Annotated in this window: 18 protein-coding genes; 11 read left to right on the top strand and 7 right to left on the bottom strand. The window is 61.4% G+C overall.

The annotated features are described in order from the left end of the window. Nucleotides 1-172 precede the first annotated feature (172 nt). The 4 genes from AC09SL_RS12635 to glnA form a co-directional block, all read right to left on the bottom strand. On the bottom strand, nucleotides 173-796 hold the full coding sequence (locus AC09SL_RS12635) for a DUF4124 domain-containing protein (RefSeq protein ID WP_058546240.1): 624 nt from the start codon (nucleotides 794-796) through the stop codon (nucleotides 173-175). Continuing rightward, nucleotides 793-1311, bottom strand: a complete 519-nt coding sequence (locus AC09SL_RS12640) for a DUF4124 domain-containing protein (protein ID WP_058546241.1) — start codon at nucleotides 1309-1311, stop codon at nucleotides 793-795. The genes AC09SL_RS12635 and AC09SL_RS12640 overlap by 4 nt, the downstream gene beginning before the upstream one ends. Nucleotides 1312-1492: 181 nt before the next feature. Next, nucleotides 1493-2056: a chorismate mutase gene (locus AC09SL_RS12645; protein WP_058546242.1), complete on the bottom strand. Its 564-nt coding sequence runs from the start codon at nucleotides 2054-2056 to the stop codon at nucleotides 1493-1495. 121 nt (nucleotides 2057-2177) lie between these two features. Continuing rightward, nucleotides 2178-3584, bottom strand: a complete 1407-nt coding sequence (glnA, locus tag AC09SL_RS12650) for a type I glutamate--ammonia ligase (protein ID WP_057449143.1) — start codon at nucleotides 3582-3584, stop codon at nucleotides 2178-2180. Nucleotides 3585-3912: 328 nt separating this feature from the next. Here glnA and thiI point away from each other — a divergent pair, with 328 nt between their 5' ends. Together thiI and typA are read left to right on the top strand one after the other, a co-directional pair. Further along, a complete protein-coding gene (thiI, locus tag AC09SL_RS12655) occupies nucleotides 3913-5367 on the top strand; it encodes a tRNA uracil 4-sulfurtransferase ThiI (protein ID WP_058546243.1) in 1455 nt (484 codons plus the stop codon). 138 nt (nucleotides 5368-5505) lie between these two features. Continuing rightward, nucleotides 5506-7326, top strand: coding sequence for a translational GTPase TypA (typA, locus tag AC09SL_RS12660; protein WP_058546244.1), 1821 nt, complete (start codon nucleotides 5506-5508; stop codon nucleotides 7324-7326). A 206-nt stretch (nucleotides 7327-7532) separates the two neighbouring features. On the opposite strand, the gene AC09SL_RS12665 is transcribed toward typA, so the two are convergent. After that, entirely contained in the window at nucleotides 7533-7970 is a 438-nt protein-coding gene (locus AC09SL_RS12665; protein WP_003196865.1) for a YkgJ family cysteine cluster protein, read from the bottom strand. Between the two features lie 252 nt (nucleotides 7971-8222). On the opposite strand from AC09SL_RS12665, the gene AC09SL_RS12670 reads away from it, so the two are divergent. The 5 genes from AC09SL_RS12670 to AC09SL_RS12690 all read left to right on the top strand — a co-directional run bounded on the left by AC09SL_RS12670 (nucleotide 8223) and on the right by AC09SL_RS12690 (nucleotide 17838). Next, entirely contained in the window at nucleotides 8223-10673 is a 2451-nt protein-coding gene (locus tag AC09SL_RS12670) for a glycogen/starch/alpha-glucan phosphorylase (protein WP_058546245.1), read from the top strand. Nucleotides 10674-10995: 322 nt separating this feature from the next. Continuing rightward, nucleotides 10996-14619 carry a DUF2339 domain-containing protein gene (locus AC09SL_RS12675; protein ID WP_058546246.1) on the top strand — a complete coding sequence of 1208 codons (3624 nt, stop codon included), beginning with the start codon at nucleotides 10996-10998 and terminating at the stop codon, nucleotides 14617-14619. A 29-nt stretch (nucleotides 14620-14648) separates the two neighbouring features. Beyond that, nucleotides 14649-15989, top strand: a complete 1341-nt coding sequence (locus AC09SL_RS12680; protein WP_419555149.1) for a DUF3999 domain-containing protein — start codon at nucleotides 14649-14651, stop codon at nucleotides 15987-15989. 238 nt (nucleotides 15990-16227) lie between these two features. Next, entirely contained in the window at nucleotides 16228-17238 is a 1011-nt protein-coding gene (locus AC09SL_RS12685) for a class 1 fructose-bisphosphatase (RefSeq protein ID WP_058546248.1), read from the top strand. A 3-nt stretch (nucleotides 17239-17241) separates the two neighbouring features. Next, entirely contained in the window at nucleotides 17242-17838 is a 597-nt protein-coding gene (locus tag AC09SL_RS12690; protein WP_058546249.1) for a DUF924 family protein, read from the top strand. Between the two features lie 108 nt (nucleotides 17839-17946). On the opposite strand, the gene AC09SL_RS12695 is transcribed toward AC09SL_RS12690, so the two are convergent. Beyond that, a complete protein-coding gene (locus tag AC09SL_RS12695) occupies nucleotides 17947-19839 on the bottom strand; it encodes a methyl-accepting chemotaxis protein (RefSeq protein ID WP_196764469.1) in 1893 nt (630 codons plus the stop codon). A gap of 282 nt (nucleotides 19840-20121) precedes the next feature. Between AC09SL_RS12695 and AC09SL_RS12700 the strand changes: the two genes are divergently transcribed. Continuing rightward, nucleotides 20122-20376, top strand: a complete 255-nt coding sequence (locus tag AC09SL_RS12700; RefSeq protein ID WP_058545945.1) for a hypothetical protein — start codon at nucleotides 20122-20124, stop codon at nucleotides 20374-20376. A 31-nt stretch (nucleotides 20377-20407) separates the two neighbouring features. Continuing rightward, complete coding sequence (locus AC09SL_RS12705; RefSeq protein WP_058545946.1) at nucleotides 20408-20977, top strand: lipocalin family protein; 570 nt, start codon at nucleotides 20408-20410, stop codon at nucleotides 20975-20977. Nucleotides 20978-21098: 121 nt separating this feature from the next. Here the strand turns inward: AC09SL_RS12705 and AC09SL_RS12710 are convergent, their stop codons facing one another. Continuing rightward, nucleotides 21099-22463: a formimidoylglutamate deiminase gene (locus AC09SL_RS12710; protein WP_064106965.1), complete on the bottom strand. Its 1365-nt coding sequence runs from the start codon at nucleotides 22461-22463 to the stop codon at nucleotides 21099-21101. Nucleotides 22464-22606: 143 nt separating this feature from the next. On the opposite strand from AC09SL_RS12710, the gene hutC reads away from it, so the two are divergent. Beyond that, complete coding sequence (gene hutC, locus AC09SL_RS12715; RefSeq protein WP_175360504.1) at nucleotides 22607-23317, top strand: histidine utilization repressor; 711 nt, start codon at nucleotides 22607-22609, stop codon at nucleotides 23315-23317. Next, nucleotides 23314-23883, top strand: a complete 570-nt coding sequence (locus AC09SL_RS12720; RefSeq protein WP_058545650.1) for a HutD/Ves family protein — start codon at nucleotides 23314-23316, stop codon at nucleotides 23881-23883. The genes hutC and AC09SL_RS12720 overlap by 4 nt, the downstream gene beginning before the upstream one ends. Nucleotides 23884-24185 lie beyond the last annotated feature (302 nt).

Here is a 24185-nt window from a genome sequence, read left to right on the forward strand (position 1 = left end):
AAAAACCAAACCAAGGCTCCGAAAAGAAGCGTTTAGAGCCTCAAAAGGGTGTTTTTCGCCCTGTCGCGTGGCGTTCTGCCAGCTTTTTCGGGTACTTTCGAACCAAAATGGGTTTGGAAACTGAGTAGCGTGCAAGGCTTTGCACCAATATAGTGCGCCAGCCTGAGCGACATCAGAAGAACGGCAAGATGCTGCTTTTTTCTTCTTCAGGCTTTTCGGCGAGGGGGCACTCGGGGCGTTGACCGTAATCGGCCGTGGCGCAGGGTTTGATGCGGCGCTTTTGCGCCAGGGACATGCGTTGCATATGGAAGGGCTGGTTGGCGGTGCGTTCGACGATCCGGTCCTGCTCATCGAGGATTTCTGCCGCCAGGTGATGGGTGCCTCGATCAATGTTGTTCAAGGCAAACACCGGGCTCGGCCCCGCCTCGCCCGTCGGCTGGCCGTCGAGCAGCAGGCGGTAGCGGTGGCCTTTTTTCAGGCCGGGTTCGCTGGTGACGCTGACGATCAGTTCGCCTGCGGTGCTGCGAATCGTGGCGTCCGGCTCGGGTATCAACAGTCGGAGCATTTCGTAATGAAACAGGGGCTCGGGCCGGGTTTCGGTCGTGGGCGCCGAGGTTGTGTCCAGGGGCGGCGCCGGCATCCGGTTGCTGGGCGGCAGTTGGACTTTCTTCGCATTGCCGGGGCGCGGTTGATCGGTGAAGACGCGATTACCCTGGGCATCGATGTAGGTGTAGACCTGCGCCACCCCAGGCAGCGCCGCCAGCGTCAGGCTAAGCGCGAGCAACCAGCGGATCATGGCTGGTGCACCCGCTGCACGGTGAAGGTCACGGTTTCGCTCTGTTGCACGAGCGTGTCCCCGTCGATGACTTGAACCGCCAGGCTGTGCTCGCCCCGATCGATGTTCACCAATTGCAGGCGCGGCACGTTGGACGGCTGGCCGTAGGGTTGGCCATCCAGCAGCAGCCGGAACAGATGCGGGCTGCGCAGGCGCGGTTGAGCCCGCACGCCGACGGTGAAGGTGCCATTGTTGGCACGCAGGGCTTGCTCAGTGGGGATGTCCGTCAGTTCGAGTATCTCGTAGGCATCGCGCGGCTCGTCGCTGTTCGCGGGGGCTGGTGGTGTGTCCGGGCTGGCGGGGGATTGGCGTTCGATGCTGTTGAGTGGCGGCAACTCCACCGTCTGGGCCGGTACGCCTTGGGGTGGCTGGTTGCTGTAGGCGGTGTTGCCGTCAGCGTCGGTGTACTTGTAGATCTGCGCGGCGGCTGGCAGTGCCAGCAGCAGCAACAGAATGATTGAAAAACCACGACCCATGGAAAATCGACCGAAAACGAAAAGTGATGGGTTGCAGCATAGGCCAGGGCGGAGGGTTGGCCCAGTTGTTGTGTTGCATGCGCCTCCTGTGGGAGCGGGCTTGCTCGAGAAGGCGGGGTGCCAGTCGCTGAGGTGTTGAATGTGCTGGCCTCATCGCGAGCAAGCTCGCCCACAGGGGGCCTCAGGATTTTGTGGAGATGCACAGCTCTCCGGTCGCCCGGATCAGGGCGAGCCGGTGCACCGGGTGCTGCTTGTTGTGGTGGGTTGCCTGGGCCAGCCATTGCGGGCACTGCGGGTCGGTGCGGTAGGGGGCGAAGTCGGCCAGTTGTTGCAGCAGGCGTTTTTGCAGTCGATCGAGTTGCGGGCGGATCTGTCCCACCAGGTCCGGGCGTGGGAGGTCCGGGGCCTTGCCGTCCAGGGCCCAGTCGGACAGGTTGATGTACTGCACCATTTTGTTGGCTTCAATTTGGGCGGCGAAAAAAGCTTCCACGGTTTCGCCACTGAGCTTGTAGGTCGGCGCCTGGGCAACGGCGGCGGCAATGACTTCTCGCTCGCGCTGACGGTCTTCTACCGCTTTATGGCTGTCCCATTTGCTCAGCGCCACTTGATCGGCGAGGGCCAGGCGTTCGCCAATGGCGTTAAGCAGCGGGGTAAGGGCCTCAGGGGCGGGCGTCGAGGCGGCTTCGGCGGTGGGGGCCAGCAGCGCGGCGGACAGGGCAAGGCAGAGCTTGAAGCGTGAAGTCATGGGCAGTCTCGTCTTCAGTGGAGGAGCAACGAGGCATCATGCACGTAACCTGCGCGCATAAAAAAGGCCTCCCGAAGGAGGCCTCTTTTTATTCACGCCGTGCGTGGCGGCGTTTACTGGATCAGCAGCTGTAGTACAGCTCGTATTCCAGTGGGTGAACGAAGGTGCGAACCTTGATTTCTTCTTCGCTTTTCAGTGCGATGTAAGCGTCGATGAAGTCATCGCTGAATACGCCGCCCTTGGTCAGGAAGGCGCGGCCCTTGTCCAGCTCTTCCAGGGCTTCTTTCAGGCTGCCGCACACCTGTGGGATTTCCTTGGCCTCTTCAGGCGGCAGGTCATACAGGTTTTTGTCAGCGGCATCGCCAGGGTGGATCTTGTTCTGGATACCGTCCAGACCGGCCATCATCAGTGCGGCGAAGGCCAGGTACGGGTTGGCAGCCGGATCCGGGAAACGCGCTTCGATACGGCGGGCTTTAGGGCTGTTCACGTAAGGAATACGGATCGAGGCGGAACGGTTGCGAGCCGAGTAGGCCAGCATGACCGGGGCTTCGAAGCCAGGTACCAGACGCTTGTAGGAGTTGGTCGACGGGTTGGTGAAGCCGTTCAGGGCCTTACCGTGCTTGATGATACCGCCGATGAAGTACAGGGCGGTGTCCGACAGGCCGGCATAGCCTTCGCCTGCGAAGGTGTTCTTGCCGTCTTTGGAGATCGACATGTGAACGTGCATGCCCGAACCGTTGTCGCCATACAGAGGCTTGGGCATGAAGGTCGCGGTGCGGCCGAAGGCATCGGCAACGTTGTGTACGCAGTACTTCAGGGTCTGGACTTCGTCAGCCTTCTTGACCAGCGTGTTGAATTTCACGCCGATTTCGTTCTGGCCGGCAGTTGCCACTTCGTGGTGGTGAACTTCGACGGTCTGGCCCATTTCTTCCAGTGCGTTGCACATGGAGGTACGGATTTCGTGGTCGAAATCGAACGGTGGAACCGGGAAGTAGCCGCCCTTGATACCTGGGCGGTGGCCTTTGTTGCCGCCTTCCACGTCCTGGTCGGACATCCACGAACCTTGTTCGGAGAAGATCTTGAACATGGAGCCGGAGATATCGGACTTGAACTTGACCGAGTCGAAGATGAAGAACTCAGGCTCAGGACCGAAGAAAGCGGTATCGCCGATACCGGTGGACTTCAGGTATTCCTCGGCGCGGTGGGCGATGGCGCGTGGGTCGCGGTCATAGCCTTGCATGGTCGAAGGTTCGATGATGTCGCAGACCAGGATCAGGGTCGGCTCTTCGGTGAACGGGTCCAGGACGGCCGTTTCGTCGTCCGGCATCAGGATCATGTCGGAGGCTTCGATGCCTTTCCAGCCGGAGATGGAGGAGCCGTCGAACATTTTCCCGATTTCAAAGAATTCGTCGTCCAGCGCATCACGGGCCGGCATGGTCACGTGATGTTGAGTACCTTTGGTGTCAGTGAAGCGCAGATCAATCCACTTGACGTCATGATCTTTGATGAGTTGAACCGACTTCGACATATGTCCTCCGGGTGGCTTCGGGCGGGTAGTGGAGTGCCCTTAGATATGGGTGATGCCGGCGCGAATACTCTGCCAAGGCAACCTGCCTCACAAGGGAGCAAATTGCATGCCAGTGCCCCAGCATGGGTTTTTTGCACCAAATCCACGCTTTTAAAGGCATCAATCAAAGATTGTCAGACAATAACGCACTGCAATGTGGCGTCGTCAATGGATAATGACCTGTTTTGGTGCATGCAAAACCATCTGCACATAAACTGGTTAAACCTTGAGCAATTTCCGCTATAATCCGCGCCCCCCTTTTTCGGCTGGCCGTTCGCGCGCTGTTTTCATGAAACTAATCGTAAAAGTCTTCCCCGAGATCACCATCAAGAGCCGCCCGGTACGGATGCGTTTCATCCGCCAGTTGGCCAAGAACATCCGTGCCGTGCTCCGAGACCTGGACCCGGCCGTGGTGGTGAACGGCGTGTGGGACAACCTCGAGCTGGAAACCCGTGTCAGCGAACCCAAGGCCCTGAAGGAAATGACCGAGCGCCTGAGCTGCATGCCGGGCATCGCGCATTTCCTGCAAGTCGATGAATACCCGCTGGGGGACTTCGACGACATCCTCGCCAAATGCATGCTCCATTATGGTGATGCGCTGGCCGGCAAGATTTTTTCGGTGCGCTGCAAGCGTGCCGGCAAGCACCCATTCAGTTCGATGGATGTGGAGAAGTACGTCGGCAGCCAGTTGCGCCGGCAGTGCGGCGCGGCCGGTATTTCCTTGAAAGACCCGCAGATCGAAGTGCGCATCGAAATTCGCGACCAGCGGCTGTTCGTGATCCACAGCCAGCACAACAGCATCGGCGGTTATCCGCTGGGTTCGCTGGAGCAGACCCTGGTGCTGATGTCCGGCGGTTTCGACTCCACGGTGGCCGCCTACCAGATCATGCGTCGCGGGTTGATGAGCCATTTCTGCTTCTTCAACCTCGGTGGGCGTGCCCATGAACTGGGCGTGATGGAAGTGGCGCACTTCATCTGGAAGAAGTACGGCAGCTCCCAGCGCGTGTTATTTGTGAGTGTGCCGTTCGAGGAAGTTCTGGGCGAGATTCTCGGCAAAGTCGATAACAGTCATATGGGCGTCATTTTGAAGCGTATGATGTTGCGCGCCGCTTCACGAATTGCCGACCGCCTGCAAATCGACGCGCTGGTGACCGGCGAGGCGATCTCCCAGGTGTCGAGCCAGACGCTGCCGAACCTGTCGGTGATCGATTGCGTGACCGAGAAACTGGTCTTGCGGCCGCTGATTGCCAGCCACAAGCAGGACATCATCGACCAGGCCAATGAAATCGGCACCGCCGAATTTGCCCGGCACATGCCGGAGTACTGCGGCGTCATCTCGGTCAATCCGAAGACGGCGGCCAAGCGCGGGCGGGTGGAGCACGAAGAGAAAGAATTCGACATGGCGGTGCTCGAGCGTGCGCTCGAAAACGCCAGGCTGGTGCCAATCGATCGAGTCATCGATGAGTTGGGCCAGGACATACAAATTGAAGAAGTCGGCGAAGCGCTGGCCGGTCAGATCATCATCGACATCCGTCACCCGGACGACGCTGAAGACGACCCGCTGAGCATCGCCGGCATCGAGGTAAAAACGATGCCGTTCTATGCAGTGAACGCGCGTTTCAAGGAACTGGACCCTACTCGCCAGTACCTGCTGTATTGCGACAAAGGCGTGATGAGTCGCCTGCATGCCCACCATTTGCTCAGTGAGGGGCATGCCAATGTGCGCGTTTATCGACCGAGCTAAGTGCCCGGGGCTGTTTGCCTGTGGCCTGCGTCACCGGCCCCCCGACGCCGCCGACAGGCTGTAACGGCTTTGTCGGACTCAACGTAAATCGCTGCCACGACCTGTCAGCACACCGAATCCTCTGATCGAGATACACAAGTGATCGAAAATCTACGCAACATCGCCATCATTGCTCACGTTGACCATGGTAAGACCACCCTGGTAGACAAACTCTTGCGTCAATCCGGCACCCTGGAGCGCAACGAGCTCAACGACGAGCGCGTGATGGACTCCAACGACCAGGAAAAAGAGCGCGGTATTACCATCCTGGCGAAAAACACCGCCATCAACTGGAATGGCTACCACATCAATATCGTGGACACCCCGGGCCACGCCGACTTCGGTGGTGAAGTAGAGCGCGTGATGTCGATGGTCGACTCCGTGCTGCTGCTGGTCGATGCCCAGGACGGCCCTATGCCGCAAACCCGTTTCGTGACCAAGAAGGCTTTCGAAGCCGGCCTGCGTCCGATCGTGGTCATCAACAAGGTTGACCGTCCAGGCGCGCGTCCGGACTGGGTCCTGGACCAGATATTCGACCTGTTCGACAACCTGGGTGCCACCGAAGAACAGCTGGACTTCAAAGTCGTCTACGCTTCGGCCCTGAACGGTATTGCCGGTCTGGACCACACCAACATGGCTGAAGACATGACCCCGCTGTACCAGTCGATCGTCGACGACGTACCGGCGCCGAAAGTCGACCGTGACGGCCCGTTCCAGATGCAAATCTCGGCACTGGACTACAACAGCTTCCTGGGTGTTATCGGTGTTGGCCGTATCGCCCGTGGTCGCGTCAAGCCGAACACCCCGGTGGTTGCCATCGACGCCGACGGCAAGAAGCGCAACGGTCGTATCCTCAAGCTGATGGGTCACCACGGCCTGCACCGCATCGACGTTGAAGAAGCTGCGGCCGGCGACATCGTCTGCATCAGCGGCTTCGAGCAACTGTTCATCTCCGACACCCTGTGCGACCCACTGAACGTCGAAGCGATGAAGCCGTTGACCGTCGACGAGCCAACCGTTTCCATGACCTTCCAGGTCAACGACTCGCCATTCTGCGGTAAAGAAGGCAAGTTCGTGACCAGCCGCAACATCAAGGAACGCCTGGACAAAGAGCTGCTCTACAACGTTGCCCTGCGCGTTGAAGAAGGCGACTCGGCCGACAAGTTCAAGGTCTCCGGCCGTGGCGAGCTGCACCTCTCGGTACTGATCGAAACCATGCGTCGCGAAGGCTTCGAAATGGGCGTGGGCCGTCCTGAAGTGATCATCCGCATGGTGGATGGCGTCAAGCACGAACCGTACGAAAACGTGACCATCGACCTGCCGGAAGAATCCCAGGGCGCGATCATGGAGCAAATGGGCCTGCGCAAAGGCGACCTGACCAACATGGTTCCGGATGGCAAGGGCCGTGTGCGCCTTGAGTACAACATCCCGGCCCGTGGCCTGATCGGTTTCCGTAACGAGTTCCTGACCCTGACCTCCGGTGGCGGCATCCTGACTTCGATCTTCGATCGTTACGACGTGATGAAGTCCGGCGACATGTCCGGCCGTCAGAACGGTGTCCTGGTATCGGTTGCGACCGGCAAGGCCCTGACCTACTCGCTGGAAACCCTGCAAGCGCGCGGCAAGCTGTTCGTCGAGCACGGCCAGGATATCTACGAAGGTCAAATCGTCGGCCTGAACAGCCGCGACAACGACCTGGGCGTGAACCCAACCAAAGGCAAGAAGCTCGACAACATGCGTGCTTCGGGCAAGGACGAAACCATCGCCCTGGTTCCACCGGTCAAGTTCACCCTGGAGCAAGCGCTGGAGTTCGTGCAGGAAGACGAACTGTGCGAAGTGACGCCTAAGTCGATTCGCCTGCGTAAGAAGATCCTTGGCGAAAGCGAGCGTACCCGCGCTGCCAAGAAAAGCGGCAACTGAGTTTCGACTTAGCTAGCAGCTAAAAAAACGCCCCCGGTCGTGAGATCGGGGGCGTTTTTTTATGCCTGGAAGTTATGTGGCGGCTGTCAGGGGCCCTATCGCGAGCAAGCTCGCTCCACAGTGGATCTTCAGTGGATACAGACTTCGTGTGGGAGCGAGCTTGCTCGCGATAACGGTGGTTCAGACACAGCAGAACCAGCAGTCGATCAAAATTTGTCCAACGTCCGCGGATTGCGCTCGCGCTCCACTTCCTTGGGCTTGTAGGCGCAATAGCCTGGCCGTGGTCCAACCCGCGGATGGTTGCGGCAGGTGTCCGGGCGTTTCTCGTAAATGGTGCACAACCGGCTCTTGCGATCCAGATAAAGGCAGTCGTTGTTGCTCATGCGCTGGAGCGTGAAGATCTCGGACTTCTGGTTGTAGCGCTCGACGATCCCTTCCTTTTGCAGGCGCTTGGCGATGTTCTTCGGCGGGTCGCCCAGTTCGAACTCATCGACGATGCCGATGCGGATCAGGTCCTTGATCTTGACCTCCACTGGCAGCGTGCAGCAGCTCGACACACAGGAGCCGCACATCGGGGCGGAGTACTTGGCCCAGGTATCGAGTCGGTCGATCTCCGCGGCGGCGATCAGGTTGGGCTTCATCATCACGGTTTACCAGCATGCATCAGGGCGCGCGATCATACCGGGACTGGTGAAATTTTGAACGACCATCCGCCAGTTTTTTTCATCGCGGCCAAATCCGCCCGGATCGGCACGGCCCCTGCATTCATTCGACCATCCGGCAATTCCCTGGCGGCGATTCTCCGACACTCGGGGAAATCCACCGAACCAAGAGCCTGAACCGTCTGTCAGACCGTCTAGGCTCAGACAATTCCATGCTCGTTCGAGGTCTTATCAATGACTCAAGAACCACTTGTTCGCGAAGCCGAAGTTGCGGCATTTCGCGACGCCGTGTTGACCAAACTCACTTATGCCGTCGGCAAGGACCCGGATCATGCGTTTGATCACGACTGGTTCGAAGCCATCGCCCTTGCTGCGCGCGACCACATGGTCGAACACTGGATGGACCACACGCGACAGATCTACCGCAAGGGTCAGAAGCGCGTCTATTACCTCTCCCTGGAATTTCTCATCGGCCGCTTGCTCTACGACAGCCTGAGCAACCTCGGCTTGCTGGACACGGCGCGCGAGGCCCTGACCGAACTGGGCGTGGACCTGGAGCGTATCCGCCTGCTCGAGCCGGATGCGGCGTTGGGCAACGGTGGCCTTGGTCGCTTGGCCGCGTGTTTCATGGAAAGCATGTCGACCCTGGGCATTGCCGGCCACGGCTACGGTATTCGTTATGAACACGGCCTGTTCCGCCAAGCCATCGTTGACGGCTGGCAGCAGGAGCAGACCGAACACTGGCTGGATTTCGGCAACCCCTGGGAGTTCGAACGGCCGGAGGTGGTTTACCCGATCGGCTTTGGCGGCAGCGTCGAGACCGTGACCGATGACGCGGGCAAGACTCGGCAAGTCTGGACGCCGGGCGAAACCGTGCGGGCCATTGCCTATGACACGCCGGTGGTGGGCTGGCGCGGTGCCAGCGTCAACACCCTGCGCCTGTGGCGTGCCCGGGCCATGGAAGAGCTGCACCTGGAACGCTTCAATGCCGGCGATCACTTGGGCGCGGTGGCGGAAGTGGCCCGGGCCGAAAGTATTTCCCGCGTGCTGTACCCGGCCGACAGCACCGAGGCGGGCCAGGAACTGCGCTTGCGCCAGGAATACTTCTTCGTGGCCGCCTCGCTGCAGGACTTGCTGCGCCGTCATCGCAACATGCACACCTCGGTGCTGACCCTGGGCGACCACGCCGCGATCCAGCTCAACGACACGCACCCGTCCATTGCCGTGGCCGAGTTGATGCGGCAATTGGTGGATGTCTACGACGTGGCTTGGGACGCGGCCTGGCAGATCACTCAGGACACGCTGTCCTACACCAACCACACGCTGCTGCCCGAAGCCCTGGAAACCTGGTCGGTGGGGTTGATGGAGCGCATGCTGCCCCGGCACATGCAGATCATCTACCTGATCAACGCCCAGCACATCGATTCGCTGCGGGCCAAGGGCGTGCACGATTTCGATGTGCTGCGCTCGGTTTCGCTGATCGAAGAGGACAATGGCCGCCGGGTGCGCATGGGTAACCTGGCATTCCTCGGTTCCCACAGTGTCAACGGCGTGTCCGGGCTGCATACCCAGTTGATGCGCAGCACGGTGTTTTCCGAGTTGCACAAGCTCTATCCGGAGCGAATCAACAACAAGACCAACGGCATCACCTTCCGCCGCTGGTTGTTCCAGGCCAACTCCGAATTGACCTCGATGATGGTCGACGCCCTCGGCCCGAGCGTGCTCGACAACCCCGAGGAACGCTTGATCGAGCTGGAACCGTTCGCCGACAAGCCAGCGTTTCGCAAACAGTTTGCCGAGCAGCGCTTGCACAGCAAGAAGGCCCTGGCCTACTTGATCCACGAGCGGCTGGGGATTGCCGTGAACCCGGCGGCGATGTTCGACGTGCAGGTCAAGCGGATCCATGAATACAAGCGCCAGTTGCTCAACCTGATGCACACCGTGGCGCTGTACCAGGCGATCCGCGCCGAGCCGGAAGTGGACTGGGTGCCGCGGGTGAAGATCTTCGCCGGCAAGGCCGCCGCCAGTTACCACCAGGCCAAGCTGATCATTAAACTGACCAACGACATCGCCCGGGTGGTGAACAACGACCCGACCGTGCGCGGCCTGCTCAAAGTGGTGTTCCTGCCCAACTACAACGTCAGCCTGGCCGAAAGCATCATTCCGGCGGCGGACCTGTCGGAGCAGATCTCCACGGCCGGTTTCGAAGCGTCAGGCACCAGCAACATGAAGTTCGGCCTCAACGGTGCGCTGACCATCGGTACCATGGACGGCGCCAACGTGGAGATGCATGAGCGCATTGGTGGTGAACATATGTTCATCTTCGGCCTGACTTCCGAGCAGGTGGAAGCGCGCAAGCAAAACGGTGAATTCAGCGCCGCGCCGGACATTGCCGCGTCCCATCGACTCAACGACGTATTGCAGGCGATTCGCGGCGGGGTGTTCTCGCCGGATGATCCGATGCGCTACGCCGGGCTCGTGGACTCGCTGGTGGACTATGACCGCTTCCTGGTCTGCGCCGACTTCGACTCCTACTGGAACGCCCAGGCCAAGGTCGAAGAGCGTTGGCATGACTCCAAGCAATGGTGGCGTTCGGCGGTGCTCAACACTGCGCGCATGGGCTGGTTCTCCTCGGACCGGACCATCCGTGAATACGCGACCGACATCTGGAAGGCCTTGGAGTAGCGTTTGCTGCAAGAAATGTGAGCGAAGCCCAACGGCGGTTGGGCTTCGTCGATATACTAGGCGCCAGTTTCGCCGGGCTGTGATGTGGCCGGACTCAATTATTGGCAGCGCCGATATTCCAATGTGGGAGCGGGCTGTGTGGGAGCAAGGCTTGCCCGCGATGAAAACGCCGCGGTCTCTTGAGGGCCGCAGCGCCTGGATCGCGAGCAAGCTTTGCTCCCACACAGCCCGCTCCCACAGGGTTTGGGGGTTTCCACTAGACTGATCCAGGCATCGCATCACCCCGGTTATGCCCGCAACGGGCCGCTTAGGGATATCGACCATGCAATGGATCTTGACGCTGTTGGGCCTGGCACTCGGCTGGGTGGTGGACGAGTCGTTCGCCGATGCGCTGATAGGCGCGTTGGTGGGGCTTGGCATCGCCCAATCGTTTCGGCTGGGCCGGTTGGGTGTCCAGGCGGCCAAGCAACAGATCTTATTGCAAGAAGCCCAACAGAGCTTGCTCACGCTGGAGGCGCGCCTGGCAGTGCTCGAGCGTGGGACCGTTGCCGCACCGAGTGAGCCAGCGCCAGCGCCCGAGGTTGTCGTGCCCCAGGCCGCGACGCCCGAGACGCGCACGACGTCTGAGCTCATCTGGGAGTTGCCGCCCGACCTCGAACCCGTTCCCGCGATGGCCACCCAGGCCAGCCAGCCATTGCCCGATGACGTTTGGAAACCCGCGCCAACCACGTCCAGTGGGCGTGCCGATCGCGACTTCGCGCCGTTGCCCCTGGAACCGATGGCTTCGAAACCCGCGTCTCCCCGTGGCCCGAATTTGTTCGACCGCGCCGTAATTGGTGCGCGCAACTGGCTGTTCGGCGGCAATACGGTGCTGCGGGTCGGCGTGGTGCTGTTGTTCCTCGGCCTGGCGTTTTTGCTGCGCTACGCCACCGAAGGCATGGTGGTGCCGATCGAATTGCGTTACGCCGGCGTCGCGGCCAGTGCGTTGGGCCTGTTGGGCCTGGGCTGGTGGTTGCGCCAGCGCAACAGCAGTTATGCGCTGATGCTCCAGGGCACGGGGATCGCGGTGCTGTACCTGACGGTGTTCGCGGCCATGCGCCTGCATCCGTTGCTCGATTCCAAGGCGGCCCTGGGCTTGCTAGTCGCGGTGACGGTGTTCTCGGCCATCCTGGCGATTACCCAGAACGCCCTGGGCCTGGCTGCGGCTGCGGCGCTGGGCGGGTTTGCCGCGCCGATCCTGACTTCCACCGGCAGTGGCAACCACGTCGCGCTGTTCAGCTATTTCATCCTGCTCAATGCCGGCATCCTCGCGATTGCCTGGTTCAAGGCCTGGCGCCTGCTCAACCTGATCGGCTTTGTCGGCACCTTCGGCATCGGTTTCGCCTGGGGCCTGCGCTCTTACGCGCCGGAACTGTTCTGGAGCACCGAGCCATTCCTGATTCTGTTCTTCCTGATGTACCTGGCGATTGGCTTGCTGTTCACCCGTCGCAAACTATTGGAAATGAGCGATGCCCCTGAAGACGCCAGCCGCGACGCGCTGCTGCACTGGTCGGCGCGCAAGGGCGATTATGTGGACGGCACCATGCTGTTCGGCCCGCCGTTGGTGGGCTTGGGCTTGCAGTTCGCGTTGGTGCAGCATCTGGAGTTCGCCGCTGCGTTCAGCGCTCTGGCCCTGGGCATGATCTACATGGGCCTGGCGCGGGTATTGATGGGCGGTCGCGCCTTGCTGCTGGCCGAAACCTGCCTGGCCCTGGGAGTGATTTTTGCCAGCCTGGCGATCCCTTTGGGGCTCGATGCCCGTTGGACCGCTGCGGCGTGGGCCGTGGAAGGCGCGGGGATCTTCTGGTTGGGCCTGCGCCAGCAACGTCCACTCGCCCGGGCCTTTGCCTTGTTGCTGCAATTGGGCTCGGCACTGGCGTTCGTCAGCCAATTGCGTACCGGCGACGGCAGCCTGCTCGATGGTTCAGCGCTGGGTGCGTTGATGCTCGGCGGCGCCTTGCTGTTCACCTTTTACCAACTGCGCAAGGCTGAGCCTGAACATACCTCAGGTTGGGAGCGCCAAGGCCTGCCGGTGCTGGCTGTGCTGGGATTGAGTTTTCTCTATCTTCTGGCACCGCTGTTCTTCTTCACCTACGGCACCGCCATCGCCTGGGCCCTGGCCGGTTTGGCGACACTGTTTGTGGGCCTGCGCTTGCAATCGCGCAGTTTCCTGTTCACTGCATTTGCGGTGCAATTGCTTGGCGGCGCGCTGTTCCTGTTGCGCTTGCAAGGCGCCGAGGTGGATTCGACGGCGGTGTTCAGTGCCGGCTGGAACGGTTTGCTCAGTGCCTCGCTGATCGGCCTGGCGCTGATTGGCGGCATGTTGCTGGCGGCACGTGACGACATGGTGCGCAGCGATGTCCGGTTGCTGCGCGGCTTGTCGGTGGTGTTGCTGGCGGGGCTGGTGCTGATCAATCTTGCGGTGCTGTTCGTCCTGCCGTGGCAAACGGCGAGCGGTGTATGGGCGGCCAGCGGCCTGTTGATCATCTGGCTGAGCCTGTACCTGAAACAACGCGTGAGCTTTGTCTTCGGCCTACTGCTGCAATTGCTTGGTGGTGCGGCGTTCTTGACGGCGGGGCCGGCGCTGTTGGGGCCGCTCGACGCCGAGGATCTGCGGCCCCTGGCCCATAGCGGTTTCTGGACGCCGCTGGTGCTGGGGCTGGCAGCGCTGGTGGGCGCATGGCGCCTGCAACGGGCACACGCGGCGCAGGAGCTCGAGGCCTTGAGCTTGCAGCGCTTGTCCGAGCTGCTGCTGATCTGGGGCGCCGGTTGGTGGGCGCTGGCGTGGACCAGCGAAGTATTGCGCTTTGCCCCGGCGAACCTGCAAGGCAGCTGGCTGCTGATGGTTGCGGCGATCAGCGTGGCGGTGGGGGCGGTCTTGGCGCTGCGCTTGAAATGGCCGGCGCTGGGGCTGCTGTGCACCTTGCTGATTCCGGCGGCGGGCTGCGTGCTCGTTGCGACTGGGCACAGCCGCTATCACCCGGCGGCGGACTTTGGCTGGCTGGCCTGGACGGTGGTGTTTGCCGTGCATTTGCTATCGCTCAAGCGCCTGGCCGCGACGCTGCCGGCCCAGGCGCGCAGCACAGCCCATGTGCTCGGTTGCTGGTTGCTGATCGGCGTGCTGGCGCTGGAACTGCGTTATAGCCTGCTGTTGTTGTCCGAGCAGTACAACGCCTGGCGCTGGCTGGGCTGGGCGATCCTGCCGAGCCTTTACCTGGTGCTGATGGCCGCTGCGCGCGCCTGGCCGTGGCCGATATCGGCCCAAACGCGCGAATACCGTATCTACGCGGCGGCGCCCCTGGCGCTGTTGATGCTCGGTTGGTTCTGGCTGGCCAATACCTTCAGCGACGGTAGCGCCGAACCCTTGCCTTATGTGCCGCTGGTCAACCCGTTGGAGCTGGGCCTGCTGTTTGCCTTGTTCGGTGTCTATGTGTGGGCACGCAGTGCGCTGGCGCAACTGGCGATCCGTTGGGCCCATGCCGAGCACGTTGCCCAGTTGATCGCCGGTGTGTCGCTGTTCGCGTTCTTCACCGCCCTGGTGATGCGCAGTGCCCACCATTGGATCGGCGTGCCATTCGAACTGGATGCGCTGTTCGAGTCGATGTTCGTACAGGCTGGGCTGTCCATTGTCTGGACCCTGATCGCCCTGGGCCTGATGATCGGTGGGCATTTGCGCCATCGCCGTGAAGTGTGGCTGATTGGCGCGGCGTTGATCGCCGTGGTCGTGGCCAAGTTGTTCTTTGTCGAATTGAGTAACCGTGGCGGTCTGGCGCGGATCGTGTCGTTTATCGGCGTAGGCGTGTTGCTGCTGGTAGTGGGCTATTTTGCGCCGCTGCCGCCCAAGCGCCCGGAGACGGTCGCGCAGGACGAGCCGCCGATGCCTGTCAGTGAGGGAGTGTCGTCTTGAGTCGCAAGTTGAGTCGGATCGGGCTGGGTATGGTCGGATTGTGGGTGGCATTGTCGGCTATGGCCCAGGAGCAACCGGCGGATTTTGCCCATCGGGTGCCATTGGCCTTGAGCGGCGAAGGGCCGTGGTATCGCCTCCCATTGCCCCTGGACGTGCAGTTGCAGGCGCGGCAGACCGACCTGAGCGACCTGCGGGTCTTCAACGCGGCTGGCCAGGCCCAGGCCTACGCTTTGGTGCGCGAATCGGCCCAGAGCCGGGAAAACCGCAGCCTCACCGACGTGAAGTGGTTCCCGTTGTACAACGCTGCCGATGACAACGAGCGCGCGCCCAGTGTGCGGGTGCAATCGAACGCCAACGGCACCCTGGTGCAAGTCCAGCCCTCCAGCCGGCTCGAAGCAGGGGAGGAGGAGTTGCGTGGCTGGTTGTTGGATGCCAGCGCGATCAAGGCACCGTTGCAGCAGTTGGTCCTCGACTGGACCAGTGAGCGCGACGGTTTCCAGCGGTTCACCATCGAAGCCAGTGATGATTTGCAGCACTGGCAGTCGTGGGGTGAAGGCCAGGTGGCGCGCTTGATCTTTGCCGATGAGCGGGTCGAGCAGCATGAAGTGAGCTTGCCGGGGCAATCGGCGCGTTACCTGCGGTTGTTGTGGGATTCGCCGTCCTCCGCGCCGATCCTGACCTCGGTCCAACTGCAAAGCGCCAGCCGCGAAAGCCTGCCGTTGCCGCTGGCCTGGTCGCCGCCGTTGGCCGGCAGCACCGTGAAGGCCGGCGAATACACCTGGCAGTTGCCCATGGGGCTGAACATCGAGCAGGTGCAGATCGAGTTGAGCCAGGCCAACAGCCTGGCGCCGGTGACCCTGAGCGGTCGCCGTGAAAGCAGCCATCCGTGGCAACCGCTGGGCAGCGGCTTGCTCTATCGCCTGACGCAGAATGGCCAGGATGTGCTGCAAAACCAATTGCAACTGTCTGGCCAGACCGTGCAGCAATTGAAACTGACCGTGGACGAGCGTGGCGGCGGCCTGGGCAACGAAGCCCCGGCCCTGCGCTTTGCCGTGCGTACGACCCAGGTGGTGTTCCTGGCGCGCGGCGAAGGGCCCTACAGCCTGGCCCTGGGCAGTGCGACAGTGAAAGCGGCCAGCTTGCCCTTGACCACGCTGGTGCCCGACTACAAGCCATCGCGCCTGGCGACGCTGGGTGCCGCGACCGTGAACGGCGCGGCCCCGTCGACATCGGCCCCGGCAACCGCGCCGGCGACGGTCGATACCAACTGGAAGAAAATCGGTTTGTGGGCGGTGCTGCTGCTCAGCGTGCTGTTCCTCGCGGCGATGGCGTTCAGCCTGTTGCGCAAGCCACCGGCCAGATCCCCGTAGGAGCTGCGTAGGAGCTGTCGAGCGAAGCGAGGCTGCGATCTTGTCCCAGACAATTGAATCTTGAGTGAAAGGATCAAGATCAAAAGATCGCAGCCTCGCTTCGCTCGACAGCTCCTACACGGGTTGGCAGGCCCGGATATGAACTCAATCCACCATTCCCCGTCTCATAGGAGGAATTAAGTCCCGACTCGCGCTAAACTGCGCTGGTTTTTCCGCCCCCTATTCTTCGGAGCCGTCCATGTCCCGCGTTACCTTGAGTCGCTATTTGATTGAGCAGACCCGCAGCAACAACACCCCTGCCGATCTGCGCTTTTTGATCGAAGTGGTGGCGCGTGCGTGCAAGGAAATCAGCCACGCCGTCTCCAAAGGCGCGCTGGGTGGTGTCCTGGGCAGCATGGGCACCGAGAACGTGCAGGGCGAAGTGCAGAAGAAGCTCGACGTGCTGTCCAACGAAATCCTGCTCGAAGCCAACGAATGGGGCGGCCACCTGGCCGGCATGGCGTCCGAAGAAATGGACAATGCCTACCAGATCCCGGGCAAATACCCCAAGGGTGCCTACCTGCTGGTGTTCGACCCACTGGACGGTTCGTCGAACATCGACATCAACGCACCGGTTGGCACCATCTTCTCGGTACTGCGCTGCCCGAACGAGTACCTGAGCCAGAACGAAGCCTTGAATGAAAAGGCCTTCCTGCAGCCAGGCACCGAGCAGGTCGCTGCCGGTTATGCCATCTACGGCCCTCAGACCATGCTGGTGCTGACCCTGGGCGACGGCGTCAAGGGCTTTACCCTGGACCGCGAGATGGGCAGCTTCGTCCTGACCCACGAAGACATCACCATTCCTGAGAGCACCCAGGAATTCGCGATCAACATGTCCAACCAGCGTCACTGGGAAGCCCCGGTGCAACGCTACGTTGCAGAGTTGCTGGCGGGTGAAGAAGGCCCGTTGAAAAAGAACTACAACATGCGTTGGGTCGCCGCGATGGTTGCCGATGTGCACCGCATCCTGACCCGTGGCGGTCTGTTCATGTACCCGCGCGACAGCCGTGAGCCGTCCAAGCCGGGCAAACTGCGCCTGATGTACGAAGCCAACCCGATGTCGTTCCTGGTGGAACAGGCTGGCGGTGCCTCCACCGACGGCCATCAGCGCATCCTCGATATCAAGCCCGAAGGCCTGCACCAGCGCGTGGCGGTGTTCCTCGGCTCGAAAGAAGAAGTGGCGCGCGCCACGGCTTACCACAAGGAGTGAATCATGGCCGAGCCCTGGCAGCCGTTGCTCGATTGGTGGTTTGGTTCAGCCAAGACACCAGACGAAATATCCGCTGACAAGGGCAAGCTGTGGTTTGGCAAAGGCCATGATCGCCAGGCGCAGGAGCGCTTTGGCGATCAGGTCGAGCTGGCACTGGCCGGCGGATTGACCGACTGGGCGCAACGCCCGCAAGGTTGGCTGGCCCTGGTGCTGCTACTGGACCAACTCCCGCGAATGATCTTTCGCGATACCCCCAAGGCCTTCTCCGGTGACCTGCGTGCCCAAGCGCTGGTGGCCCAGGGCATGGCAGCGGGTTTCGACCGGCAACTCACACCGATCCAGCGCGTATTCATCTACCTGGTGCTCGAGCACTGCGAAAACCTGGCGGTGCAGAACGAAGCCGTGTCGCGGTTTATCGACCTGGTGCGAGAACAACCGGAGGCGCAGCGGGCGGTGTTTGAAGACAACCTGGATTATGCCGAGCGGCATCAGAAGATCATTGCCCGGTTTGGGCGCTTTCCTCATCGCAATGCGGTGTTGGGGCGGGAGTCCACGGCTGAGGAAATCGAGTTTTTGAACAGGCCTGGGTCCAGGTTCTGATTTTGCTGTGAGGCTGATGCCGCTATCGCGAGCAAGCTCGCACACACTGGATTTCCATTCGCTGAAAGTCCTGTGGGAGCGAGCTCGCTCGCGATGGGGCCTTCCAGACTAGATCCGGAAACTACCCACCAACTGCTTCAACCGCGCCGCCTGCTGTTCCAGGTCGGCACAGGCCCGCAAGGTGGCTTGCAGGTTTTCCACGCCTTCCTGGTTCAGGGTGTTGATCTCGGTGATGTCGACGTTGATCGACTCCACCACGGCGGTCTGTTCTTCGGTGGCGGTGGCCACGGACTGGTTCATGCCATCGATTTCACCAATACGCTGGGTCACGCTGCCCAGGCGTTCGCCGGCCTGGTTGGCGATGCTGACGCTGCCTTCGCTCTGGCGCTGGCTATCGGTCATGGTCAGTACCGCTTCCCGGGCGCCGACTTGCAACTCTTCGATCATTTTCTGCACTTGCTGCGCCGAATCCTGGGTGCGGTGGGCCAGGTTGCGCACTTCATCGGCCACTACTGCGAAGCCGCGTCCGGCTTCACCCGCCCGGGCGGCTTCGATGGCGGCGTTGAGGGCGAGCAGGTTGGTCTGCTGGGAAATGCTGGTGATCACCTCAAGAATCTGGCCGATGTTCACCGTGTTGCTGTTCAAGGTTTCGATGTTGCCGCACGAATCGCTGATCTTGGCCGACAGCTGTTGCATGGCCGCGATGGTCTTATCCACCACGTGCTGGCCATCTTCGGCCAGGTTGCGGGCTTCGCTGGAATGCTGTGAGGCGAGGGCGGCGTTCTGGGCGATTTCCTGGGCGGCGGCGCCGAGCTGGTTGATGGCCGCGGCCACGCTGCTGGTGCGCGAAGCCTGCTGGTCGGAATTGAACATCGACGAGTTGGACGCGCTGACCACGCGCAGGGCGACTTCGTTGACCTGCCCGGTGGCCGAAGCCACTTCACGGATCGAGGTATGAATGCGCTCGACAAACCGGTTGAACGACGTACCCAGCGCACCGAACTCGTCGTGGCCATGGATGACCAGGCGCCGGGTCAGGTCGCCTTCGCCTTCGGCGATGTCATGCATGGCGCGGCCCATGGCCAGCAGCGGCTGCATCAGCACACGGATCAACAGGCCGAGCAGGGCGATGATGAACACCACGGCAATGACCATGGCGATCAGTGCCGAAGTACGGAACTCGCTGAGCATCGCCAGCGCGGTGTCCTTGTCGAGCACCAGCGCCACGTACCAGTCGGCTCCCGGCACGCCGTTGACGTGGGTGAAGGAGATGAATTGGGTCTTGCCGTCGAGATCGACTTCTTTCACGCCCGGGCTGATCTGAGGCGCGCCGTTAGGGTAGGCCTCGGCCAGGGTCTTGAGCACGCGCTTGCTGTCGGGGTGGATCAGGATCTTGCCGTCGGCGCTGACGATGAACGCGTGGCCGTGGCCGCCGAAGTTCAGCGAGTTGATGATGGCGCTGACGCTGGACAGGTCGATGTCCGCACCGGCCACGCCGATCATCTGGTTCTGGTGTTGCACCGGGGTGGCGACGGTGATCACCAGCTTGCCCGACGAGGCGGCAATGTAGGGTTCGGTGACGATGGTTTGCTGTGCGCTGTTGGCGGCCTTGTACCAGCCACGGGCGCGCGGGTCGTAATCGGCGGCGCGATTGCCGGCCGGTACCGAGAACATCACGCCGTCGGTGCCGCCAAAATAGCTGAGCTGGAAATTGCCGGTGTAGGCCGGCAGGCCCACGGCGCGCTTGAGGCTGTCGGCACTGCTGCCGTCCACGGCGATCTGTTGGGCCAGCGATTGCAGCAACTGGATGCGGCCGTCGACCCACGTCTGGATGTTGCGGCTGGTCAGGCTGCCGAGCTCCTGCATGGAGGTCTCGGTGCTGGTGTTCAAGCTCTGACGTTGACGATAGTCGTTGAACAGGATGAAACAGGCGAATGCAACGGCCACCACGAGGGCGGCAGCCAACAGGATTTTATGGCTGAATTTCATGTTTCTGGTCATTAATAACACTACCGCGGAGGGACGGGTCAGGACGGGGCGCCAATTTGCCATAACGCAGTCGATTGCGCTGTTTCTTTTTATCGGCGCAGGAACCCGTCTCATCAATCATCAGCGATTCATTGCGACGAAATGCACGACGCTGTCACAAACCGGGTGTTTCATCGTTGAAACACTTGTCGAGGCCCAATAAATACTGGGGCCGTCAGGGAACCAGATAGGGGTTTTCTCTTCTAAGCTTCTGGTTGGCACCTGCCACCCCCCTTCCGTTCCAGGAGTTACACCATGTCGCTGCGATCTATCGCCTTGTTGTTTGTGTGCGTCGTATTGACTGCATGCAGCAAGGTCAACCAGGAAAACTACTCGAAACTGTCGGCTGGCATGCCCAAGTCCGAAGTCGAATCGTTGCTGGGGAAACCGACCGATTGTTCAGGCGCGCTCGGCATGTCCAGCTGCACCTGGGGCGACCAGAAAAGCTTTATCAGCGTGCAGTACGCCGGTGACAAAGTGTTGATGTTTTCCGGCCAAGGCCTGAAGTAAACCGAGGCCAGAGGCCTGCGGGAGAAAAATAATGATGCGGTTAGTTTTTGTGCTTTTGGCCGGCCTGGTTTTGGCTGGCTGTGCCACTTCTGGCGAAGATCCGTTGGCGCCCAAGACGGTCAACAGCGTCAACCTCAAGCGTTACCAAGGGACCTGGTACGAGTTGGCCCGTCTACCGATGTACTTCCAGCGCAACTGCGCGCAATCCGAAGCGCACTACACCCTCAAACCTGACGGCAATATGGATGTGTTCAACCGCTGCCTGACCTCGGACTGGCAGTGGGAAGAAGCCAGGGGCACCGCCTCGCCGCAGGTGCCGGGCAAGACCGACAAGCTGTGGGTCGAGTTCGACAACTGGTTTTCGCGGATCGTGCCGGGCGTGGCGAAAGGGCAATACTGGGTGTTGTACGTCAGCGATGACTACAAGACCGCCATCGTCGGCGACCCAAGCCGTCGCTACATGTGGCTGCTGTCCCGTACACCGACCGTCAATAGCATCGTGCGCGAGGAACTGCTGAGCAAGGCGCGCCAGCAGGGCTACGACACGACACGTCTGATCTGGCGCGCGTCGGATCGACAGATGGCCAAGACCTCGGACTGATTGCCTCCCGAGAACCAATGTGGGAGCGAGCTTGCTCGCGATGACGGACTTTCAATCAACCTCAGTGTTGAATGTGAAGGCCTCATCGCGAGCAAGCTCGCTCCCACATTTTTTATCCGCGTCAGCCTAAAAGTTCGCGCAGTACCTGGGTAAATGCCCGGGCACTTTCCTCTTCCCCGGCATGCCGCCCATCGCGCACCACCCACCGTCCGCCGACCATCACATCGCGCACCTGGCGATCGCCGCCGGCAAACAGCCAGCGATTGAGGATCCCGTCGCCCTGGGCCGTGGCCAGGTACGGGTCGCTGCCATCGAGCACCAGCCAGTCGGCGCGCTTGCCGATTTCGAGGGCGCCGATCGGTTGCCCCAGGGCCTGGGCGCCGCCTTCCAGCGCGGCATCAAACAAGGTGCGGCCGACCATCGGCTGATCCGCTCGATGCACGCGGTTGCGCCGTTGATCCCGCAGCCGCTGGCCATATTCCAGCCAACGCAATTCTTCGACCACGCTCAGCGATACATGGCTGTCGGAGCCGATCCCCAGGCGCCCACCCTGGGCGAGGAAATCCACGGCCGGGAAAATCCCGTCCCCCAGGTTGGCTTCGGTGGTCAGGCACAGGCCGGCAATCGCCCGGCTCCTGGCCATGAGGCTGACTTCCTGGGCGTTGGCGTGGGTGGCGTGGACCAGGCACCAGCGCGGGTCGACTTCGGTGTTTTCGTACAGCCATTGCAGTGGACGGGCGCCGCTCCAGCTCAGGCAGTCGTCGACTTCCTTCTGCTGCTCGGCGATGTGGATGTGCACCGGGCAATCACGGTCACTGGCGGCCAGCACGTCCTGGATCTGCCCGGGTGTCACGGCGCGCAACGAGTGGAAGCACAAGCCCAGGGCCTGGGACGGTTGCCCGGCCAGGATTGGCTGCAAGCGGGACTGAAGCTTCAAGTAGTTTTCGGTGCTGTTGATGAACCGGCGCTGCCCGTCATTGGGCGCCTGGCCGCCAAAACCTGAATGGCTGTAGAGCACCGGCAGCAGTGTCAGGCCGATGCCGGCGGCGCTGGCGGCATGGCTGATGCGCAGGGCCAGTTCCGCCGGGTCGGCGTAGGGCGTGCCGTCGGTGTCGTGGTGTACGTAGTGGAATTCGGCGACCGAGGTGTAGCCGGCCTTGAGCATTTCGATGTACAGCTGGCGGGCGATGATGCCGAGTTGGTCGGGGCTGATTTTTCCGACAAGGCGATACATCAAGTCGCGCCAGGTCCAGAAACTGTCGTTGGGATTGCCCGCCACTTCTGCCAGCCCGGCCATGGCCCGTTGGAAGGCGTGGGAGTGCAGGTTCGGCATGCCCGGCAACAGCGGACCGCCCAGCCGTTCGGCACCGTCTGCGTGGGAACCGGCCTGGATATGGGTCAGGACGCCTTTGGCATCGACCTCGAGACGTACATCATGGGCCCATCCACTAGGCAGCAGCGCGCGTTCGGCAAAGAAGGCGGACATGGTTCAACCTCATCGTGCGTAATTTGTATATACATATACAGACGTTTGCCTGGCCGGTAAACTCCGGCAAGCTAGCAACCTTATCCGCAGAACAGGGAACCGCCGTGCCGACTCCGCCTGCCAAACCGCCGCTGGCCGCAAACATGGGTGACAGTCCGGCACCCCTGTACGCCCGCGTCAAACAGATGATTACCCAGCAGATCGACAGTGGGAACTGGCCGCCGCATTACCGCGTGCCGTCGGAAAGCGAACTGGTCAGCCAACTGGGCTTCAGTCGCATGACCATCAACCGTGCGCTGCGGGAAATGACCGCCGACGGCCTGTTGGTGCGCATGCAGGGTGTCGGCACCTTCGTGGCCGAGCCCAAGAGCCAGTCCGCATTGTTCGAAGTGCATAACATCGCCGACGAAATCGCCTCCCGTGGCCATCGCCACACTTGCAAGGTCATCACCCTGGAAGAAGAGGCGGCCGGTTCCGAGCGGGCCCTGGCCCTGGACATGCGCGAAGGCCAGAAGGTGTTCCATTCGCTGATCGTGCATTTCGAGAACGACATCCCCGTGCAAATCGAGGACCGTTTCGTCAATGCACTGGTGGCGCCGGACTACCTCAAGCAGGACTTCACCGTGCAAACCCCCTATGCCTATCTGAATCAGGTCGCGCCGTTGACCGAGGGCGAGCATGTGGTCGAGGCGATCCTGGCCGAGCCGAACGAATGCAAGCTGTTGCAGATCGAAAGGGGCGAGCCGTGCCTGTTGATCCGCCGCCGTACCTGGTCCGGACGCCAGCCGGTGACCGCCGCACGCCTGATCCATCCGGGGTCGCGTCACAGTCTGGAAGGGCGCTTTCATAAATGAGCCAGTTGAAGGTTTTACGCGCGGCAGACTACCCACGCATGCCGTGGAAAAACGGTGGCGGCAGCACCGAAGAAATCACCCGTGATGCCGGCACCGGCCTGGAAGGTTTCGGCTGGCGGCTGTCGATTGCCGACATCGGTGAGTCGGGCGGGTTTTCCACTTTTGCCGGTTACGAGCGGGTCATCAGTGTCTTGCAGGGAGACGGCATGACGCTGAATGTCGATGGCCAGGCCACGCGGGCTTTGCATCCGCTGGACCCTTTTGCATTCAGCGGCCAGAGCCATGTGTATTGCACGCTGCTGGGCGGACCGATTCGCGACTTCAACCTGATCTACGCGCCGCAGCGTTACCGCGCACGGTTGCAGTGGCTGGGTGGCCAGCAGCGGTTTTTCAGCGAGGCGCAAACGGTGCTGGTGTTCAGTGCGGCTCCGGGATTGGCCGTCAAGATCGGTGAGTCCGCCGTGGGCTTGGGCCTCTACGACTGTTTACAACTGAGCGGTAACACCGGGCTGGTGAACATTTCCACCCACGGCCAATGCTGCGTGATCGAGCTGACGGCCCGCTGAATCGGCTTCACTCACCTTGTGGCGAGGGGATTTATCCCCGTTGGGCTGCGAAGCAGCCCTGAATCCAGACACCTAGATACATCAGGAAAAACGTAGGGGGTCGCTTCGCGACCCAGCGGGGATAAATCCCCTCGCCACAAAAGCTCACCTGATTGTTCCTTCCGTGCGCACCAACTTGTTACCGAATGCCCCAGCGTGGCGCAATACCACGCTTCTGTGCCCCTCCGATTTCCCCCTCGATAACCCTCTTCAAAAATTTCATGCAGCTCAGCAACCCTTAAATAACAAGGCTTTCAGCCAAT

Source organism: Pseudomonas sp. PF05, assembly GCF_056521845.1.

Bases quoted from the DNA above. Each gene is read 5' to 3' on its own strand.
- AC09SL_RS12710 (WP_064106965.1), bottom strand. From the start codon at position 22,463: ATGTCCGCCTTCTTTGCCGAACGCGCGCTGCTGCCTAGTGGATGGGCC.
- AC09SL_RS12690 (WP_058546249.1), top strand. From the start codon at position 17,242: ATGGCCGAGCCCTGGCAGCCGTTGCTCGATTGGTGGTTTGGTTCAGCC.
- AC09SL_RS12665 (WP_003196865.1), bottom strand. From the start codon at position 7,970: ATGATGAAGCCCAACCTGATCGCCGCCGCGGAGATCGACCGACTCGAT.
- AC09SL_RS12680 (WP_419555149.1), top strand. From the start codon at position 14,649: ATGGTCGGATTGTGGGTGGCATTGTCGGCTATGGCCCAGGAGCAACCG.
- AC09SL_RS12700 (WP_058545945.1), top strand. From the start codon at position 20,122: ATGTCGCTGCGATCTATCGCCTTGTTGTTTGTGTGCGTCGTATTGACT.
- glnA (WP_057449143.1), bottom strand. From the start codon at position 3,584: ATGTCGAAGTCGGTTCAACTCATCAAAGATCATGACGTCAAGTGGATT.
- AC09SL_RS12685 (WP_058546248.1), top strand. From the start codon at position 16,228: ATGTCCCGCGTTACCTTGAGTCGCTATTTGATTGAGCAGACCCGCAGC.
- hutC (WP_175360504.1), top strand. From the start codon at position 22,607: ATGGGTGACAGTCCGGCACCCCTGTACGCCCGCGTCAAACAGATGATT.
- AC09SL_RS12670 (WP_058546245.1), top strand. From the start codon at position 8,223: ATGACTCAAGAACCACTTGTTCGCGAAGCCGAAGTTGCGGCATTTCGC.
- AC09SL_RS12720 (WP_058545650.1), top strand. From the start codon at position 23,314: ATGAGCCAGTTGAAGGTTTTACGCGCGGCAGACTACCCACGCATGCCG.
- AC09SL_RS12705 (WP_058545946.1), top strand. From the start codon at position 20,408: ATGATGCGGTTAGTTTTTGTGCTTTTGGCCGGCCTGGTTTTGGCTGGC.
- thiI (WP_058546243.1), top strand. From the start codon at position 3,913: ATGAAACTAATCGTAAAAGTCTTCCCCGAGATCACCATCAAGAGCCGC.
- AC09SL_RS12695 (WP_196764469.1), bottom strand. From the start codon at position 19,839: ATGACCAGAAACATGAAATTCAGCCATAAAATCCTGTTGGCTGCCGCC.
- AC09SL_RS12645 (WP_058546242.1), bottom strand. From the start codon at position 2,056: ATGACTTCACGCTTCAAGCTCTGCCTTGCCCTGTCCGCCGCGCTGCTG.
- AC09SL_RS12675 (WP_058546246.1), top strand. From the start codon at position 10,996: ATGCAATGGATCTTGACGCTGTTGGGCCTGGCACTCGGCTGGGTGGTG.
- AC09SL_RS12640 (WP_058546241.1), bottom strand. From the start codon at position 1,311: ATGGGTCGTGGTTTTTCAATCATTCTGTTGCTGCTGCTGGCACTGCCA.
- AC09SL_RS12635 (WP_058546240.1), bottom strand. From the start codon at position 796: ATGATCCGCTGGTTGCTCGCGCTTAGCCTGACGCTGGCGGCGCTGCCT.